Here is a 15,742-nt window from a genome sequence, read left to right on the forward strand (position 1 = left end):
GAGCTGCCCGATTTTTTCCAAAATGGCCCACGCATACGCGTGCTTGTTGGAACAAAAACAATAATTACCGGACCAGAAGGGTAAAACATGCCTTCACGCCTCGACCGTACCGACCGCGCCCTGCTCGCTGCCCTGCAGGACAACGCCCGCCTCACCGTTGCCGAACTTGCCGACCAGGTAGCGCTAACCACTTCGCCGTGCTGGCGGCGGGTCAAGTTGCTGGAGGACAACGGCTACATCACCGGCTACCAGGCCATTCTCTCGCCCAAGTCACTGGGGTTTGGCGTCACCGCGTTCGTCAGCATCATGATGGACTCGCACACCAAGGACATGGCACTGGCATTCGAACAGCGGCTGATGGAAATTCCCGAGATTGTCGCCTGCCACAACATCTCCGGGCGCTACGACTTCTTGCTTGAGATCCTGGCGCGGGATCTGGAGTCGTTTGGCGAGTTCACCCGGGAAGTGCTGCAGCGGTTGCCGGGGGTGAAGGAGATCTACTCGAGTTTTTCCTACAAGGCAGTGAAGGAACGGCGGGTGATACCGGTTTCGGAAAAACACATCTGAACGAAATGCACAGTCCGTGCGGGAACAACTGCCTTGCTCAAAATCCAAAGCTCACGCAATCCTTTGTGGGAGCGGCCTTGTGTCGCGAAAGGGCTGCGCAGCAGCCCCAGCAATTTGTGCATCAGTGCTGAGACCCGGGGGCTGCTGTGCAGCCCTTTCGCGACACAAGGCCGCTCCCACAGGAGACCCGCGCATGTATGCCGGGCGTAGAAACAAAAAACCCCGCCGAGGCGGGGTTTTCCTTGCAGGCTAGCGCTTAGATCGCGCCACGCTGACGCAGCACGTCCAGCACCTGCTTCACGCCCTCATCCACGCTCGTGGCCTGAGTATCGATCACAAGGTCGGCATCCAGCGGCACATCGTACGGGAAGCTTTCGCCCGGGATGTTGTCGCCACCAGCAGCGTACAAGCCTTGCGGGTCACGCTCACGGCAGGCCAGCGGCGAGGCCTGGACGTAAACGGTCACCAGGCGCTCCTTGCCGATCAATGCCTTGGCCTGTTCGCGGCCTTCTGCATCCGGGGCCACGAACGCGGCCAGAGTCAGCAGACCGGCTTCGTTGAACTGGCGCGCCACGTGGGCGGCGCGGCGCCAGTTCTCGGTGCGACCTGCGCGGTCCTGCGGCAAGCCCTTGTTCAGGTCATGGCGCAGGTTCTGGCCGTCGAGCACGTACACTGCACGGCCCATGTCGAACAGCTTGCGCTCCACGGCGTAGGCCAGGGTGCTCTTGCCAGCGCCGGACAGGCCACTGAACAGCACGGTGGCAGGCTGCTGGCCGAAGCGCAGGGCGCGCTCTTCGGTGGCCACATGGCACAGCTTGCCATGATGGCCGGTGCTGCCGTGCGGCAGGACTGGCGGGGCGATGATCATGCCGGCGCCGACCGTGCCGTTGGTCAGCCGGTCGATGACGATGAACGCACCGGTGGTGCGGTTGCTTTCGTAACCGTCCAGGGCGATCGAGGCGTCCAGGGACACCTTGACGCGGCCGATCTCGTTCAGCTGCAGCGCGCTGGCAGCGCCCTGCTCCAGGGTGTTCACATCGACCTTGTGGGTGATGCTGGCAATCGAGCCCGGCACGTAGCTGGTGGCGCGCTTGATGTCGTATTTCTTGCCTGGGAGCATCGGCTCCTCGGCCATCCACACCAGCATGGCGTCGAACTGGTCGGTGACCGGCGGGACGTTGTCGGCATGCACCAGCAGGTCACCACGGGAGATGTCGATCTCGTCTTCCATGGTCAGGGTCACGGCCTGGCCAGGGCCTGCGTTTTCCAGCTCGCCTTCGTAGGTGACGATGGACTTGACGCGGCTGCTCTTGCCCGACGGCAGCACGACGATTTCATCGCCCTTGTGCACCACGCCGCTGGCGATGGTGCCAGCGAAACCGCGGAAGTTCAGGTTCGGACGGTTGACATACTGCACCGGGAAGCGCAGGTCGGTGAAGTTGCGGTCGGCCGACACTTCGACGGTTTCGAGGATTTCCATCAGCGTCGGGCCGGCGTACCACGGCGAACGCTCGCTGTGGTTGACCACGTTGTCACCCTTGAGCGCCGACATCGGCACGAAGTGCAGGCTGCTCGGGGTAAGGTTGATGGCTTCGGCGAACTTCAGGTAGTCGGCCTTGATCGACTCGAAGACGTCCTGATCGAAGCCCTTGAGGTCCATCTTGTTGACCGCGACGACGATGTGCTTGATGCCCAGCAGCGAGGCAATGTAGCTGTGGCGGCGGGTCTGGGTCTGCACGCCGTAGCGGGCATCGACCAGGATGATCGCCAGGTCGCAGGTGGACGCGCCGGTAGCCATGTTGCGGGTGTACTGCTCGTGGCCCGGGGTGTCGGCAATGATGAACTTGCGCTTGGCGGTGGAGAAATAGCGGTAGGCGACATCGATGGTGATGCCCTGCTCGCGCTCGGCCTGCAGACCGTCGACCAGCAGCGCCAGGTCGACTTCCTCGCCGGTGGTGCCGACCTTTTTCGAATCGCGGGTGATAGCCTCGAGGTGGTCCTCGTAGATCATCTTCGAGTCGTGCAGCAGGCGCCCGATCAGGGTGCTCTTGCCGTCATCCACGTTGCCGCAGGTGAGAAAACGCAGCAGTTCTTTGCGCTCGTGCTGAGCCAGATAAGCGAGGATGTCTTCGCTGATCAAATCGGATTGGTGCGACATGGAGTAACCCTGAAAATTAGAAGTAGCCCTGACGTTTCTTGTCTTCCATGGAACCGGCGCCATCGTGGTCGATGACTCGGCCCTGGCGCTCGGAAGTGCGCGTCAGGAGCATTTCCTGAATGATGTCGGTGAGCGTCTCGGCTTCCGACTCGACAGCGCCCGTGAGCGGGTAGCAGCCAAGGGTACGGAAACGCACCTTTTTCTTGACGATGCGCGCTTTCTCTTCATCGGTGAGATGTTCGAGGATGCGCTCGTCGTCGATCATGATCAGGGTGCCGTTCTTCTCGATGACTTCACGCTCGGCGGCGAAGTACAGCGGCACGATCGGGATGCCTTCGAGGTAGATGTACTGCCAGATGTCCAGCTCGGTCCAGTTCGACAGCGGGAAGACGCGGATCGACTCGCCCTTGTTGACCTTGCCGTTGTACACGTTCCACAGTTCCGGGCGCTGGTTCTTCGGGTCCCAGCGGTGCTTGCTGTCACGGAACGAGTAAACGCGCTCTTTGGCCCGCGACTTCTCTTCGTCGCGGCGCGCACCACCGAAGGCGGCATCGAAACCATGCTTGTCCAGCGCCTGCTTCAGGCCCTGGGTCTTCATGATGTCGGTGTGCTTGGAGCTGCCATGGGTGAACGGGTTGATGCCCTGCGCCACACCCTCGGGGTTGACGTGGGTGATCAGCTCCAGGCCCATTTCCTCGACCATCTTGTCGCGGAAGCTGTACATCTCCTGGAATTTCCACTGGGTGTCGACGTGCATCACCGGGAACGGCAACTTGCCTGGGAAAAAGGCCTTGCGCGCCAGGTGCAGCATCACGGCGGAATCCTTGCCGATCGAGTACAGCATCACCGGGTTGTCGAACTCGGCGGCCACCTCGCGGATGATGTGGATGCTCTCCGCCTCCAGCTGTTTCAAGTGCGTCAGTTTGTCGACCATGGCTACTCACGAAAAACGATCTTATGGACGGCCTGCGGGCCGTGTTCGAGCGAGCCACTTTATCACAGCGGCTGCTTCTATTTAGGAGGCCGGCTAGATCGAAAAAGTCTAACGATATGACTGCGGGTTTGGGCCAGCAGGCCTGGCCTATTCGCGGGTAAACCCGCTCCCACAGGGATCCCGCAGGCCTGGGATCAACACTGTCCCTGTGGGAGCGGGTTTACCCGCGAAGAAGGCGACGCCGATGTCAGATCGGGTTCGGGCAATCGATGAACAGGTGCTCCACGGCAAAGCGCCGCGCCAGGTATTCACCCAGCGCCTGCACCCCATACCGCTCGGTGGCATGGTGCCCGGCGGCAATGAAGCTGACGCCATTCTCGCGGGCGCTATGGTAGGTCTGTTCCGACGCCTCGCCGGTCAGGTACAGGTCCACCCCGGCCGCAATCGCCGTGTCGATGTAGCCCTGCCCGCCCCCGGTACACCAGCCGACCCGCCGGATCATCTGCTCACCTTCGACCAGCAGAGGCTCACGCCCCAGCACCTCCCGCACCCGCCGGGCGAAATCGAGCGCGGTCATCGGCTCGGCCAGCGAGCCGACCAGGCCGACCACCTTGGGGTTCTCCGGGTCCAGCGGCCCTTCGACGGTGATGTCCAACTGCCGTGCCAGCTGCACGTTGTTGCCCACATCCGGGTGAGCGTCCAGCGGCAGATGAAACGCGAGCAGGCTGATATCGTTGTTCAGCAGCGTTTTCAGCCGGCGCTGCCGGATACCGGTGATGCAAGGGTTCTCTCCCTTCCAGAAGTAGCCATGGTGCACCAGCACCAGGTCGGCCTCGGCTTCGACTGCCGCATCCAGCAACGCCTGGCTGGCGGTAACGCCGCTGACGATGCGGCTGACCTGCGGCCGGCCTTCGACCTGCAGGCCGTTGGGGCAATAATCCTGGATCTTCGCGCTGCCCAGGTAACGCTCGGCTTCCTCGACCAGGGTGTTCAGAGCGACGGCCATGAAAATCTCCTCGAAATCTGCGTTTTTCTCGGGCACAACGCCCATGCAACGCCCGTATAATGCCGGCCATTATGGGCCGTCGCCGGCACTGGGGGAACCGGTGTATGATCGCGCGCGCTCATGCCCACCGCACGGTCACCATCCCCGGCTCTTTCCAGGATTCATTCATGTTCAAGGCTTTGCGTTATTTTGGCTGGCCCCTGCTTACCGGCGTACTGATCGCCATGCTGATCATCCAGCGCTTCCCGGAGTGGGTCGGCCTGCCCAGCCAGGACGTCAACCTGCAACAGGCACCGCAGACCACGCGGATCATGCAGGGCCCGGTATCCTATGCCGACGCGGTAACCCTGGCCGCCCCGGCGGTGGTCAACCTGTACACCACCAAGGTGGTGAACAAGAGCGCCCACCCGCTGTTCGAGGACCCGCAGTTCCGCCGTTTCTTCGGCGACAACCTGCCCAAGCAGCGCCGCTGGGAGTCGAGCCTGGGCTCGGCGGTGATCATGAGCCCCGAGGGTTACCTGCTGACCAATAACCACGTCACCAGCGGCGCCGACCAGATCGTCGTGGCCCTGAAGGATGGCCGCGAGACATTGGCCCGGGTCATCGGCAGCGACCCGGAAACCGACCTGGCGGTGCTGAAAATCGACCTGAAGAGCCTGCCGGCGATCACCATCGGCCGCTCCGACAACATTCACATCGGCGACGTGTCGCTGGCCATCGGCAACCCGTTCGGGGTCGGCCAGACCGTGACCATGGGTATTATCAGCGCCACTGGCCGCAACCAGCTGGGCCTGAACAACTACGAAGATTTCATCCAGACCGACGCGGCGATCAACCCGGGTAACTCCGGCGGTGCGCTTGTGGATGCCAACGGCAACCTGATCGGCATCAACACGGCGATCTTCTCCAAGTCCGGCGGTTCGCAAGGTATCGGCTTCGCCATCCCGGTGAAACTGGCACTGGAGGTGATGAAGTCGATCATCGAGCACGGCCAGGTGATCCGTGGCTGGCTGGGCATCGAAGTACAGCCACTGAGCCAGGAACTGGCCGAATCGTTCGGCATGAAGGACCGCCCGGGCATCGTGGTGGCGGGCATCTTCCGCGAAGGGCCGGCGGCAAAGGCCGGGCTGCAGCTGGGTGACGTGATCCTGAGCATCAACGGCGAGCCGGCCGGTGATGGGCGCAAGTCGATGAACCAGGTGGCGCGGATCAAGCCCAACGAGAAGATCACCATCGAGGTGATGCGCAATGGGCAGCAGTTGAAGCTGATCGCCGAGGTGGGCCTGCGGCCGCCACCGGCGCCGGCAGTCGCCAAGGAAGAGAAGTAAGGCTGCGATCTGGTCTCTGGGGGGCTGCTTCGCAGCCCATTCGCAGCACAAGGCTGCTCCTACAGGAGATCGCATTTCCCTTGTAGGAGCAGCCTTGTGCTGCGAATGGGCAGCAAAGCGGCCCCCGGCTACATCAATGCAGGATCTGGCTCAGGAACAACTTGGTCCGGTCACTGCGTGGCCGGTCGAAGAAGTCATCCGGCGCTGCCTGCTCGACGATCTCGCCCTTGTCCATGAAGATCACCCGGTTCGCCACGGTCCGGGCAAAGCCCATCTCGTGGGTCACGCAGAGCATGGTCATGCCATCCTCGGCCAGGCCCACCATGGTATCGAGCACTTCCTTGACCATTTCCGGGTCCAGCGCCGAGGTCGGTTCGTCGAACAGCATGATCTTCGGTTTCATGCACAACGCGCGGGCAATCGCCACACGCTGCTGCTGACCACCGGACAACTGCCCCGGGTACTTGTGCGCCTGCTCCGGAATACGCACCCGCTCCAGGTAGTGCATGGCGATTTCCTCGGCCTTGCGCCGCGGCATCTTGCGCACCCACATCGGCGCCAGGGTGCAGTTTTCCAGGATGCTCAGGTGCGGGAACAGGTTGAAGTGCTGGAACACCATGCCCACTTCGCGGCGGATGGCCTCGATCTGCTTGAGGTCGTTGGTCAGCTCCACACCATCGACCACGATGCGCCCCTGCTGGTGCTCTTCAAGGCGGTTGAGGCAACGGATGGTGGTGGACTTGCCAGAGCCGGACGGCCCGCACAGCACGATGCGCTCGCCCTGGCGCACGTTCAGGTTGATGTCCTTGAGCACATGGAACTGGCCGTACCACTTGTTCACGCCCTGCATCTGGATGATGCCTTCGGGGCCGGCAGGCTGCTTGATCGCTTCACTCATTTCGAAACTCCTAACGCTTGTGGCCAGTGTCCAGCTTGCGCTCCAGATGCATGGAGTAGCGGGACATACCGAAACAGAAAATCCAGAAAACCAGGGCGGCGAACACGTAGCCCTCGGTAGCCATGCCCAGCCAGGCCGGGTCGGCAGCAGCTTGCTTGACGCTGTTCAGCAGGTCGAACAGGCCGATGATGATCACCAGGCTGGTGTCCTTGAACAGGGCAATGAAGGTGTTGACGATGCCGGGGATCACCAGCTTGAGCGCCTGCGGCAGAATCACCAGGCCCATCGCCCGCCAGTAGCCAAGGCCCATGGCCGCGGCAGCTTCGTACTGGCCCTTGGGGATGGCCTGGAGGCCGCCACGCACCACCTCGGCGATATACGCCGACTGGAACAGGATCACGCCGATCATCGCCCGCAGCAGCTTGTCGAAGCTCATGCCCTCAGGCAGGAACAACGGCAGCATCACCGATGACATGAACAGCACGGTGATCAGCGGCACGCCGCGCCAGAACTCGATGAAGGTCACGCACACCACCTTCACCGCAGGCATTTTCGAGCGCCGCCCCAGGGCCAGCAGGATTCCCAGCGGCAATGCGCCGACAATGCCCACGGTGGCAATCACCAGGGTCAGCATCAGCCCGCCCCACTGGCTGGTAGGTACGCTTTCCAGGCCCAGCATGCCCCCGTGCAGCAGGGTGTAGGCAAGCAGCGGGTACACCACCAGGAAGCCAAGGCCGTAGAAGGCCTTGCGTGGGAAGCGTTTGATGAACAGCGGGGCGGCGCCAAGCACGGCAAGCCACACGGTCAGGTCCACGCGCCAGCGCAACTCGGCCGGGTAGTAGCCGTACATGAACTGGCCGAAACGCTGCTGCACGAACACCCAGCAGGCGCCCTCCTTGGTGCAGTCGGCGCGGGTGGTGCCGACCCAGTTGGCATCAAGCAACGCCCACTGCAGCAGCGGCGGCACGATCAGCCAAACCAGGTAGATGGCAAACAGGGTCAGCAGCGTATTGAGCCAGCTGGAGAACAGATTGGCACGCATCCATGCGAGCACGCCGACGGTTTTCACCGGTGGCGGCATGTCGGGTTTGAAAACATGGGCATTCACTGGCGTATCCTCACCGCTCGATCAGCGCAATGCGCTTGTTGTACCAGTTCATCAGCAGCGAAATGCTGATGCTGATGGCGAGATAGACACTCATGGTGATGGCGATCACCTCGATGGCCTGGCCGGTCTGGTTGAGCACGGTACCGGCGAACAGCGAGACCATCTCCGGGTAGCCGATACCGGCCGCCAGCGACGAGTTCTTCGCCAGGTTCAGGTACTGGCTGGTCAGCGGCGGAATGATCACCCGCAGTGCCTGGGGGATGATCACCTTGCGCAGGGTCGGCCCCTCGCGCAGGCCCAGCGAACGCGCGGCCTCGGTCTGGCCATGGCTGACCGAACGGATACCGGAGCGCACGATCTCGGCGATGAACGCAGCGGTGTAGATGGTCAACGCCAGGGTCAGCGCCAGCAGCTCGGGAATCAGTACCCAGCCACCGACGAAGTTGAATCCTTTCAATTGCGGCACTTCCCAGTGCACCGGGCTGCCGAACAGCAGTGCGCAAACGCCTGGGATGGCGATGAACAGCGCCAGCCCCACCCAGAACTTGTGGAATGGCTCGCCCGTCTCGTCGAAGCGCTTGTTGGCATAACGCACCATCACCACGATGGCCAGCAGCGCCAGGACCAGGGCCACGACGAACGGCCAGAAGCCTTCGGCCATGGACGCGCCGGGCATGTTCAGGCCCCGGTTGCTGATGAAGAAGGTGTCGTCGATATTGATGCTGCCCCGCGGTCCCGGCAGGGTCAGGAACACGGCGAAGTACCAGAACAGGATCTGCAACAACGGCGGAATGTTGCGGAAGGTTTCCACATACACGGTCGCCAGCTTGTTGATCATCCAGTTCGGCGACAACCGCGCCACACCGATGATGAAGCCAAGGATGGTCGCCAGCACCACGCCGATGAACGTCACCAGCAAGGTGTTGAGCAGGCCGATGACGAACACCCGCGCATAGCTGTCTGATTCCACGTAGGGGATCAGGTGCTGGGCGATGCCGAAGCCGGCACTGCGGTCGAGAAAGTCGAAGCCCGAGGTGATACCCCGGTGTTGCAGGTTGGCTTGCGTGTTGTGGAACAGATACCAGCCCAGACCGACCACGAAGACTATCGTGAGAATCTGGAACAGCCACGCGCGCACACGTGGATCGCTCAGGGATAAACCCTTTTGTGCGCCGATTCGATTTTGCATGAAGTGCCCCGGAAAGTAGGGTTCCGAACAGCCTGCGGCGGCGGGATGCCGCCGCAGGGTGCAGCCATCAGCGCACAGGTGGCGCGTACTGGATGCCGCCGTTGTTCCACAGGGCGTTCATGCCACGGTCGATCTTCAGGTCGGTGCTCTGGCCCAGGTTCTTCTCGAACACTTCGCCGTAGTTACCGACTTGCTTCACGATTTGCACTACCCAGTCCTTGGGCAGCTTGAGGTCCTTGCCGTACTCGCCATCCGCGCCCAGCAGGCGGGCGACGTCCGGGTTCTTGGTGCTTTTGGCTTCGGCCTCGACATTCTTCGAGGTGATGCCCGCCTCTTCGGCGTTGAGCATGGCGAACAGGGTCCACTTGACGATGCTGAACCATTCTTCGTCGCCTTTACGCACCACCGGGCCCAGCGGTTCCTTGGAGATGGTTTCCGGCAGTACCACGTACTCGGTCGGCGCGGCCAACTTGGAGCGCTGGGCGAACAACTGCGACTTGTCGGAGGTCAGCACGTCGCAACGGCCCGATTCCAGCGACTTGGCACTTTCATCCGAGGTGTCGAAGGTGATCGGGGTGTACTTCAGGCCATTGGCGCGGAAGTAGTCCGACACATTCAGCTCGGTGGTGGTACCGGCCTGGATGCAGATGGTCGCGCCATCGAGTTCCTTGGCGCTGGATACACCCAGCTTTTTGTTGGCCAGGAAGCCAACGCCGTCGTAGTAGGTAACACCGGCGAATACCAGGCCCATGCCGGCATCACGCGAGCTGGTCCAGGTGGTGTTGCGCGACAGCACGTCGACTTCGCCCGACTGCAGGGCGGTGAAACGTTCCTTGGCGTTGAGCTGGCTGAACTTGACCTTGGTGGCGTCGCCGAACACGGCGGCGGCCACAGCGCGACACACGTCGGCGTCGATGCCAACGATCTTGCCCTGCGCATCAGGTACCGAGAAGCCTGGAAGACCGTCGCTCACGCCACACTGGACGAAGCCCTTCTTCTTTACCGCATCCAGGGTGGCGCCGGCCTGGGCGTTGCTCACGGCGCCCAGCGCGGCGGCAGCGGTCAGGACTGCCAGGGTGGTTTTCAACATCTTCATTCACAACCTCCAAATCGCTCTTGTTGTATCGAGCCGGAATTGCACCGCACCCTTTTGAGGCGTATCCGACCCGTATTGGCTTGTTATTGGGTCAATGGCGCAATGGACTGTTCTGTGACAGCCTTCGCGTGCAAAGGGTGTTACCGTCACGGCCTGCCCTTTGCATCATTGGGTGAATTGCAAAGCGCGTACCAAAATTTGCGGCTGTAGCGTTTAAGCGCTCGTCAAGTAGGGAAAGTTGTATCGTTGCGACATTCTTTTTCCGACAATCATTTCCAGCGCCTTCTTTTCACGCACGCCATAACAAGACCCGCACACTTTCGGAGCAGTCATGACCAACCCACTGATTCTCGAACCGCAGAAAACCGCAGACGCCTGTGTGATCTGGTTGCACGGCCTGGGTGCCGACCGTTACGACTTCCTACCAGTGGCCGAATTCATGCAGGAACGCCTGCTCAGCACCCGTTTCGTCATGCCCCAGGCTCCCACCCGCCCGGTAACCATCAACGGCGGCTACGCCATGCCCAGCTGGTACGACATCAAGGCCATGACCCCGGCCCGCGCCATCGACGAGGCGCAGCTGGAGGAATCGGCCGAACAGGTCATTAGCCTGATCAAGGCCGAGCAGGCCAAAGGCATCAGCCTGTCGCGGATTTTCCTGGCTGGCTTCTCCCAGGGTGGCGCGGTGGTTCTGCACACTGCCTATATAAAGTGGCAAGAAGCGCTGGGTGGCGTGATCGCCTTGTCCACCTACGCCCCCACCTTCAACGACCAGCATCAGTTGAGCGCCTGCCAGCAACGCACCCCGGCCCTGTGCCTGCATGGTGTGCACGACCCGGTGGTGATCCCTTCCATGGGCCGCACCGCCTTCGAGTACCTCAATACCTGGGGCGTTGCCGCCCGCTGGCACGAATACCCGATGGAACACGAAGTGGTGGTGGAAGAGTTGAGCGACATCCACGACTGGCTGAGCAAGCAATTGCAATAAGCCAGGGCTGTCTGTAGTTGTAAGGCTATTCCACTACGCCGCGCCTGAATCTTGCATTACACTGCCCGGCGTACATTCCTTAACCAGTTGATGAGACGATCGTGCTCAAGGCACTCAAGAAAATTTTCGGCAAGGGAGACGCCGCGCCACAGGCCGTCGCTCCTGCTGCCAGCGTGACGCCCCCTGCGCCCGCACCCGCCAGCGAGGCCCGGCCTGCGGAAAAACCGGCCGCACCACGCGCCACCCCCACTCCCCAGGCCGAACAGCCTGCCGCCGTTACGCCAGCCGCCGACAAGCCGGCCAAGGACAAACCGCGTCGCGAGCGCAAGCCCAAGCCGCAGGCCAGCCTGTGGAAACCGGAAGACTTCGTGGTCGAGCCACAGGAAGGCAAGACCCGCTTCCACGACTTCAAGCTGTCCAACGAACTGATGCATGCCATCCACGACCTGGGCTTCCCGTACTGCACGCCTATCCAGGCACAGGTGCTGGGTTACACCCTGCGCGGTCAGGACGCCATCGGCCGGGCCCAGACCGGTACCGGCAAGACTGCGGCGTTCCTGATCTCGATCATTTCCCAGCTGCAGCAGACGCCGCCGCCGAAGGAACGCTACATGGGCGAGCCACGTGCGCTGATCATCGCGCCCACCCGTGAGCTGGTGGTACAGATCGCCAAGGACGCCATCGCCCTGACCAAGTACACCGGCCTGAACGTGATGAGCTTCGTCGGCGGAATGGACTTCGACAAGCAGCTCAAGGCCCTGGAAGCGCGCCATTGCGACATCCTGGTGGCCACTCCGGGGCGCCTGCTGGACTTCAACCAGCGCGGTGAGGTGCACCTGGACATGGTCGAAGTGATGGTGCTGGACGAAGCCGACCGAATGCTCGACATGGGCTTCATCCCCCAGGTGCGCCAGATCATTCGCCAGACGCCGCCGAAAAGCGAGCGCCAGACCCTGCTGTTCTCCGCCACCTTCACCGACGACGTGATGAACCTGGCCAAGCAGTGGACCACCAACCCGGCCATCGTCGAGATCGAGCCGGAGAACGTTGCCAGCGAAACGGTGGAGCAGCACGTCTATGCGGTGGCCGGCAGCGACAAGTACAAGCTGCTGTACAACCTGGTGACCCAGAACAAGTGGGAACGGGTGATGGTGTTCGCCAACCGCAAGGACGAAGTGCGGCGCATCGAGGAAAAACTGGTGCGCGACGGCATCAATGCCGCGCAGTTGTCGGGTGACGTGCCGCAGCACAAGCGTATCCGTACCCTGGAGAACTTCCGCGAAGGGCGCATCACCGTGCTGGTGGCCACCGACGTGGCGGGGCGGGGCATTCACATCGATGGCATCAGCCACGTGATCAACTTCACCCTGCCGGAAGACCCGGACGACTACGTGCACCGCATTGGCCGGACAGGCCGTGCTGGCACCAGTGGTGTGTCGATCAGCTTTGCCGGTGAGGATGACTCGTACCAGCTGCCAGCGATCGAAGAGCTGCTGGGGCGCAAGATCAAGTGTGAAATGCCGCCGGATGAGCTGCTGAAGCCGGTGCCGCGCAAGCATCATTGACCTGTGCCGGCCTCTTCGCGGGTGAACCCGCTCCCACAGGTACTGCACAGCTTTCAAAACCTGTGATGCACCTGTGGGAGCGGGTTCACCCGCGAACCGGGGCTTCGCCCCGGCCATCAAACAAGGATCTACCAGCGCTCCGCCGCATCCTGATCACTCTGTTTCCCTTCCACCCACCGTGCCCCTTCCTGGGTATTTTCCTTCTTCCAGAACGGCGCCCGCGTCTTCAGATAGTCCATGATGAAGTTGCAGGCATCGAACGCCGCCTGCCGATGGGCACTGGCCACGCCGACGAACACGATCGGCTCACCCGGCTCGAGCGCACCGATGCGGTGCAGCACCTCCACCTTGAGCAACGGCCAGCGCTGCTCTGCCTCCACCACGATCTTGGCCAAGGCCTTTTCGGTCATGCCCGGATAGTGCTCGAGGAACATCCCCGCCACCTCGCGGCCATCGTTGAAATCCCGCACGTAGCCGACAAAACCGACCACCGCGCCCACACCGACATTGGCCGCGTGCATGGCATTGGTCTCGGCTCCCGGGTCGAACGCACCTTCCTGGACTCGCACAGCCATGTTCAGCCTCCGGTCACCGGCGGGAAGAACGCCACTTCATCGCCCTCTTCCAGCGGCTCATCGAGCTTGCACAGTTCTTCGTTGCGCGCACACATCAGGTTCTGCTCGGCCAGCACTTCATACTGCCCACCCTTGGCCACCAAGGCCTGGCGCACATCGTCGAGCACCTTGAACGCACCCTCCACCCGCTCGGCATCCACGCCCAACAATTCGCGGTAACGGGCGAAGTACATCACCTTGACCTTCATCACGCCTCCACCTTGTAGTGGCCACTCTTGCCGCCGAGTTTTTCCAGCAGGCGCACCTGCTCGATGACCATACCTTTATCCACAGCCTTGCACATGTCATAGATCGTCAGCGCAGCCACGCTGGCGGCGGTCAGCGCCTCCATCTCCACGCCGGTCTGCCCGGCCAGCTTGCAGCGGGCGACGATACGCACGGCGTCCTGCCCCTCGGCACTCAGCTCGACCTTGACACTGGTCAGCATCAGCGGGTGGCACAGCGGGATCAGTTCGCTGGTCTTCTTCGCCGCCTGGATCCCGGCAATGCGCGCCACGGCGAACACGTCGCCCTTGGGGTGTTCACCGTCGACGATCATCTGCAAGGTCTGCGGCAACATGCGCACCCGCGCCTCGGCGGTGGCCTCACGCTCGGTCACGGCCTTTTCAGTGACGTCGACCATGTTGGCCCGCCCCTGGGAATCAAGATGTGTCAGCACTGCTCTGCTCCTGTGAAGGGAACTCGCAGTGTAAACCTGTGAGTCAGGTTTGAGCAGAGGGGCGTCAACCGTGCCCGCGAAAAAGCCGGGCGGCGGACCGCCCGGCGGAGAGGGTTACAGATGCGACTCGGCGTACTCGGCCAGCACCGAGCGTGGCACGCCCTGCAGGGTGATGTGCACGCCATGGGGGAAGTCCTTGAAGCGCTCGGTCAGGTAGGTCAGGCCAGAGCTGGTCGCGGACAGGTAGGGGGTATCGATCTGCGCCAGGTTGCCCAGGCAGACCACCTTGGACCCGGAGCCGGCACGGGTGATGATGGTTTTCATCTGGTGCGGCGTCAGGTTCTGGCACTCGTCGATCAGGATCAGGCTCTGCTGGAAGCTACGGCCACGGATGTAGTTCAGCGACTTGAACTGCAACGGCACGCGCTCGAGGATGTACTCGACGCTGCCATGGGTGCTTTCGTCATCCATGTGCAAGGCTTCGAGGTTGTCGGTGATGGCGCCCAGCCAAGGTTCCATCTTCTCGGCCTCGGTGCCCGGCAGGAAGCCGATCTCCTGGTCCAGCCCCTGCACACTGCGGGTGGCGATGATGCGCCGGTAGCGCTTGCTTACCATGGTCTGTTCGATGGCTGCGGCCAGGGCCAGGATGGTCTTGCCGGAACCGGCGGCGCCGGTCAGGTTGACCAGGTGGATATCCGGGTCAAGCAGGGCGAACAACGCCAGGCTCTGGTGGATGTCCCGCGGTTTCAAGCCCCAGGCTTCCTGATGCAGCAGCGGTTCCTGGTGCAGGTCCAGCAACAGCAGTTCGTCGTTTCGGATACCCTTGATCCAGCCGACGAAGCCCTGTTCATCGATGATGAACTCGTTGACGTGAACCGCCGGCAGGTTGTCGATCAATTGCACGCGGTGCCAGGTGCGGCCGCGCTCCTGGCGGGTATCGACCTTGCTCACCCGGTCCCAGAACGAGCCGGTGACCGAATGGTAGCCCTTGGACAGCAAGGACACGTCATCGACCAGTTGGTCGGTGCTGTAGTCCTCGGCCGCGATGCCACAGGCACGTGCCTTCAGGCGCATGTTGATGTCTTTGGTGACCAGCACAACATCCAGGTCGGTGCGCCGGGCCCGTACTTCGAGCAGCTGGTTGATGATGATGTTGTCGTTGAGGTTTTCCGGCAGCAGCTTGTTCGGCTCGTTGCGCGGAGTCATCAGGATGGACAGGAAGCCCTTGGGCCCGCTCTTGCCACGCTGGATCGGCACACCCTGCTCGACATCGCTGGGCGAGGCGTCACCAAGGGTCTGGTCGATCAGGCGAATGGCCTGGCGGCATTCGGCGGCGATGGTCTGTTTGCCGGTCTTGAGCTTGTCGAGTTCCTCCAGCACCGTCATCGGGATGGCGACATGGTGCTCCTCGAAGTTCAGTAACGCGTTGGGGTCGTGAATCAGGACGTTGGTATCGAGCACATACAGGATAGGCTTGCTGGAGGAAGGGTTGCGTCCTTGGTCATCCATACTCGGTCACCTTATGTCGAAGCCACACGGCGTGGTCTGTTACGCCGCAGAGTGACTGCCGCTGTCCCCGTATCCGCGTTGTTACGGGCGGGAAGCGAACCTG

15 protein-coding genes are annotated in these 15,742 nt (G+C 62.2%); 4 read left to right on the forward strand and 11 right to left on the reverse strand.

What is annotated here, in order from left to right; translation table 11 throughout:
* Nucleotides 1-87 precede the first annotated feature (87 nt).
* Nucleotides 88-567, forward strand: coding sequence for an Lrp/AsnC family transcriptional regulator (locus tag QN085_RS21415; RefSeq protein WP_013974134.1), 480 nt, complete (start codon nt 88-90; stop codon nt 565-567).
* A gap of 256 nt (nt 568-823) precedes the next feature.
* Here the strand turns inward: QN085_RS21415 and cysN are convergent, their stop codons facing one another.
* From cysN to QN085_RS21430, 3 genes are all read right to left on the reverse strand, one after another.
* Nucleotides 824-2,725 (reverse strand): sulfate adenylyltransferase subunit CysN, encoded by a 1,902-nt coding sequence (cysN, locus tag QN085_RS21420; protein WP_023661810.1) that lies wholly within the window; start codon nt 2,723-2,725, stop codon nt 824-826.
* A 16-nt stretch (nt 2,726-2,741) separates the two neighbouring features.
* Nucleotides 2,742-3,659 (reverse strand): sulfate adenylyltransferase subunit CysD, encoded by a 918-nt coding sequence (gene cysD / locus QN085_RS21425; protein ID WP_013974136.1) that lies wholly within the window; start codon nt 3,657-3,659, stop codon nt 2,742-2,744.
* A 247-nt stretch (nt 3,660-3,906) separates the two neighbouring features.
* A complete protein-coding gene (locus tag QN085_RS21430; protein WP_023661811.1) occupies nt 3,907-4,665 on the reverse strand; it encodes a Nif3-like dinuclear metal center hexameric protein in 759 nt (252 codons plus the stop codon).
* A gap of 167 nt (nt 4,666-4,832) precedes the next feature.
* Here QN085_RS21430 and algW point away from each other — a divergent pair, with 167 nt between their 5' ends.
* Nucleotides 4,833-5,993, forward strand: coding sequence for a Do family serine endopeptidase AlgW (algW, locus tag QN085_RS21435; RefSeq protein ID WP_015271734.1), 1,161 nt, complete (start codon nt 4,833-4,835; stop codon nt 5,991-5,993).
* A 133-nt stretch (nt 5,994-6,126) separates the two neighbouring features.
* On the opposite strand, the gene QN085_RS21440 is transcribed toward algW, so the two are convergent.
* The 4 genes from QN085_RS21440 to QN085_RS21455 form a co-directional block, all read right to left on the reverse strand.
* The gene (locus QN085_RS21440) at nt 6,127-6,891 is read right to left on the reverse strand and encodes an amino acid ABC transporter ATP-binding protein (protein ID WP_003251792.1); all 765 of its coding nucleotides are present in this window, start codon (nt 6,889-6,891) and stop codon (nt 6,127-6,129) included.
* A gap of 10 nt (nt 6,892-6,901) precedes the next feature.
* Nucleotides 6,902-7,999: an amino acid ABC transporter permease gene (locus QN085_RS21445; RefSeq protein WP_013974139.1), complete on the reverse strand. Its 1,098-nt coding sequence runs from the start codon at nt 7,997-7,999 to the stop codon at nt 6,902-6,904.
* Nucleotides 8,000-8,009: 10 nt separating this feature from the next.
* Nucleotides 8,010-9,188: an amino acid ABC transporter permease gene (locus QN085_RS21450; RefSeq protein WP_023661812.1), complete on the reverse strand. Its 1,179-nt coding sequence runs from the start codon at nt 9,186-9,188 to the stop codon at nt 8,010-8,012.
* A 67-nt stretch (nt 9,189-9,255) separates the two neighbouring features.
* Nucleotides 9,256-10,284, reverse strand: coding sequence for an amino acid ABC transporter substrate-binding protein (locus QN085_RS21455; protein WP_013974141.1), 1,029 nt, complete (start codon nt 10,282-10,284; stop codon nt 9,256-9,258).
* 331 nt (nt 10,285-10,615) lie between these two features.
* On the opposite strand from QN085_RS21455, the gene QN085_RS21460 reads away from it, so the two are divergent.
* Together QN085_RS21460 and rhlB are read left to right on the forward strand one after the other, a co-directional pair.
* Nucleotides 10,616-11,272, forward strand: coding sequence for an alpha/beta hydrolase (locus QN085_RS21460; protein ID WP_013974142.1), 657 nt, complete (start codon nt 10,616-10,618; stop codon nt 11,270-11,272).
* A 101-nt stretch (nt 11,273-11,373) separates the two neighbouring features.
* Nucleotides 11,374-12,837, forward strand: a complete 1,464-nt coding sequence (gene rhlB / locus QN085_RS21465) for an ATP-dependent RNA helicase RhlB (RefSeq protein ID WP_013974143.1) — start codon at nt 11,374-11,376, stop codon at nt 12,835-12,837.
* A 128-nt stretch (nt 12,838-12,965) separates the two neighbouring features.
* On the opposite strand, the gene moaE is transcribed toward rhlB, so the two are convergent.
* The 4 genes from moaE to QN085_RS21485 all read right to left on the reverse strand — a co-directional run bounded on the left by moaE (nt 12,966) and on the right by QN085_RS21485 (nt 15,639).
* Nucleotides 12,966-13,412 (reverse strand): molybdopterin synthase catalytic subunit MoaE, encoded by a 447-nt coding sequence (moaE, locus tag QN085_RS21470; protein ID WP_013974144.1) that lies wholly within the window; start codon nt 13,410-13,412, stop codon nt 12,966-12,968.
* A gap of 2 nt (nt 13,413-13,414) precedes the next feature.
* Nucleotides 13,415-13,660, reverse strand: coding sequence for a molybdopterin converting factor subunit 1 (gene moaD, locus QN085_RS21475; protein ID WP_003251777.1), 246 nt, complete (start codon nt 13,658-13,660; stop codon nt 13,415-13,417).
* The gene (moaC, locus tag QN085_RS21480) at nt 13,660-14,130 is read right to left on the reverse strand and encodes a cyclic pyranopterin monophosphate synthase MoaC (RefSeq protein ID WP_013974145.1); all 471 of its coding nucleotides are present in this window, start codon (nt 14,128-14,130) and stop codon (nt 13,660-13,662) included. Before moaC ends, moaD begins: the two co-directional genes overlap by 1 nt.
* Before the next feature lie 114 nt (nt 14,131-14,244).
* On the reverse strand, nt 14,245-15,639 hold the full coding sequence (locus QN085_RS21485) for a PhoH family protein (protein WP_013974146.1): 1,395 nt from the start codon (nt 15,637-15,639) through the stop codon (nt 14,245-14,247).
* Between the last annotated feature and the right edge of the window lie 103 nt (nt 15,640-15,742).

Source organism: Pseudomonas sp. M2(2023), assembly GCF_030263955.1.
GTDB lineage: Bacteria > Pseudomonadota > Gammaproteobacteria > Pseudomonadales > Pseudomonadaceae > Aquipseudomonas > Aquipseudomonas asiatica.

Excerpts from the sequence above, each read along its gene's own strand:
- QN085_RS21415 (WP_013974134.1), top strand. The coding sequence starts at position 88 with ATGCCTTCACGCCTCGACCGTACCGACCGCGCCCTGCTCGCTGCCCTG.
- cysN (WP_023661810.1), bottom strand. The coding sequence starts at position 2,725 with ATGTCGCACCAATCCGATTTGATCAGCGAAGACATCCTCGCTTATCTG.
- cysD (WP_013974136.1), bottom strand. The coding sequence starts at position 3,659 with ATGGTCGACAAACTGACGCACTTGAAACAGCTGGAGGCGGAGAGCATC.
- QN085_RS21430 (WP_023661811.1), bottom strand. The coding sequence starts at position 4,665 with ATGGCCGTCGCTCTGAACACCCTGGTCGAGGAAGCCGAGCGTTACCTG.
- algW (WP_015271734.1), top strand. The coding sequence starts at position 4,833 with ATGTTCAAGGCTTTGCGTTATTTTGGCTGGCCCCTGCTTACCGGCGTA.
- QN085_RS21440 (WP_003251792.1), bottom strand. The coding sequence starts at position 6,891 with ATGAGTGAAGCGATCAAGCAGCCTGCCGGCCCCGAAGGCATCATCCAG.
- QN085_RS21450 (WP_023661812.1), bottom strand. The coding sequence starts at position 9,188 with ATGCAAAATCGAATCGGCGCACAAAAGGGTTTATCCCTGAGCGATCCA.
- QN085_RS21455 (WP_013974141.1), bottom strand. The coding sequence starts at position 10,284 with ATGAAGATGTTGAAAACCACCCTGGCAGTCCTGACCGCTGCCGCCGCG.
- QN085_RS21460 (WP_013974142.1), top strand. The coding sequence starts at position 10,616 with ATGACCAACCCACTGATTCTCGAACCGCAGAAAACCGCAGACGCCTGT.
- moaE (WP_013974144.1), bottom strand. The coding sequence starts at position 13,412 with ATGGCTGTGCGAGTCCAGGAAGGTGCGTTCGACCCGGGAGCCGAGACC.
- moaD (WP_003251777.1), bottom strand. The coding sequence starts at position 13,660 with ATGAAGGTCAAGGTGATGTACTTCGCCCGTTACCGCGAATTGTTGGGC.
- QN085_RS21485 (WP_013974146.1), bottom strand. The coding sequence starts at position 15,639 with ATGGATGACCAAGGACGCAACCCTTCCTCCAGCAAGCCTATCCTGTAT.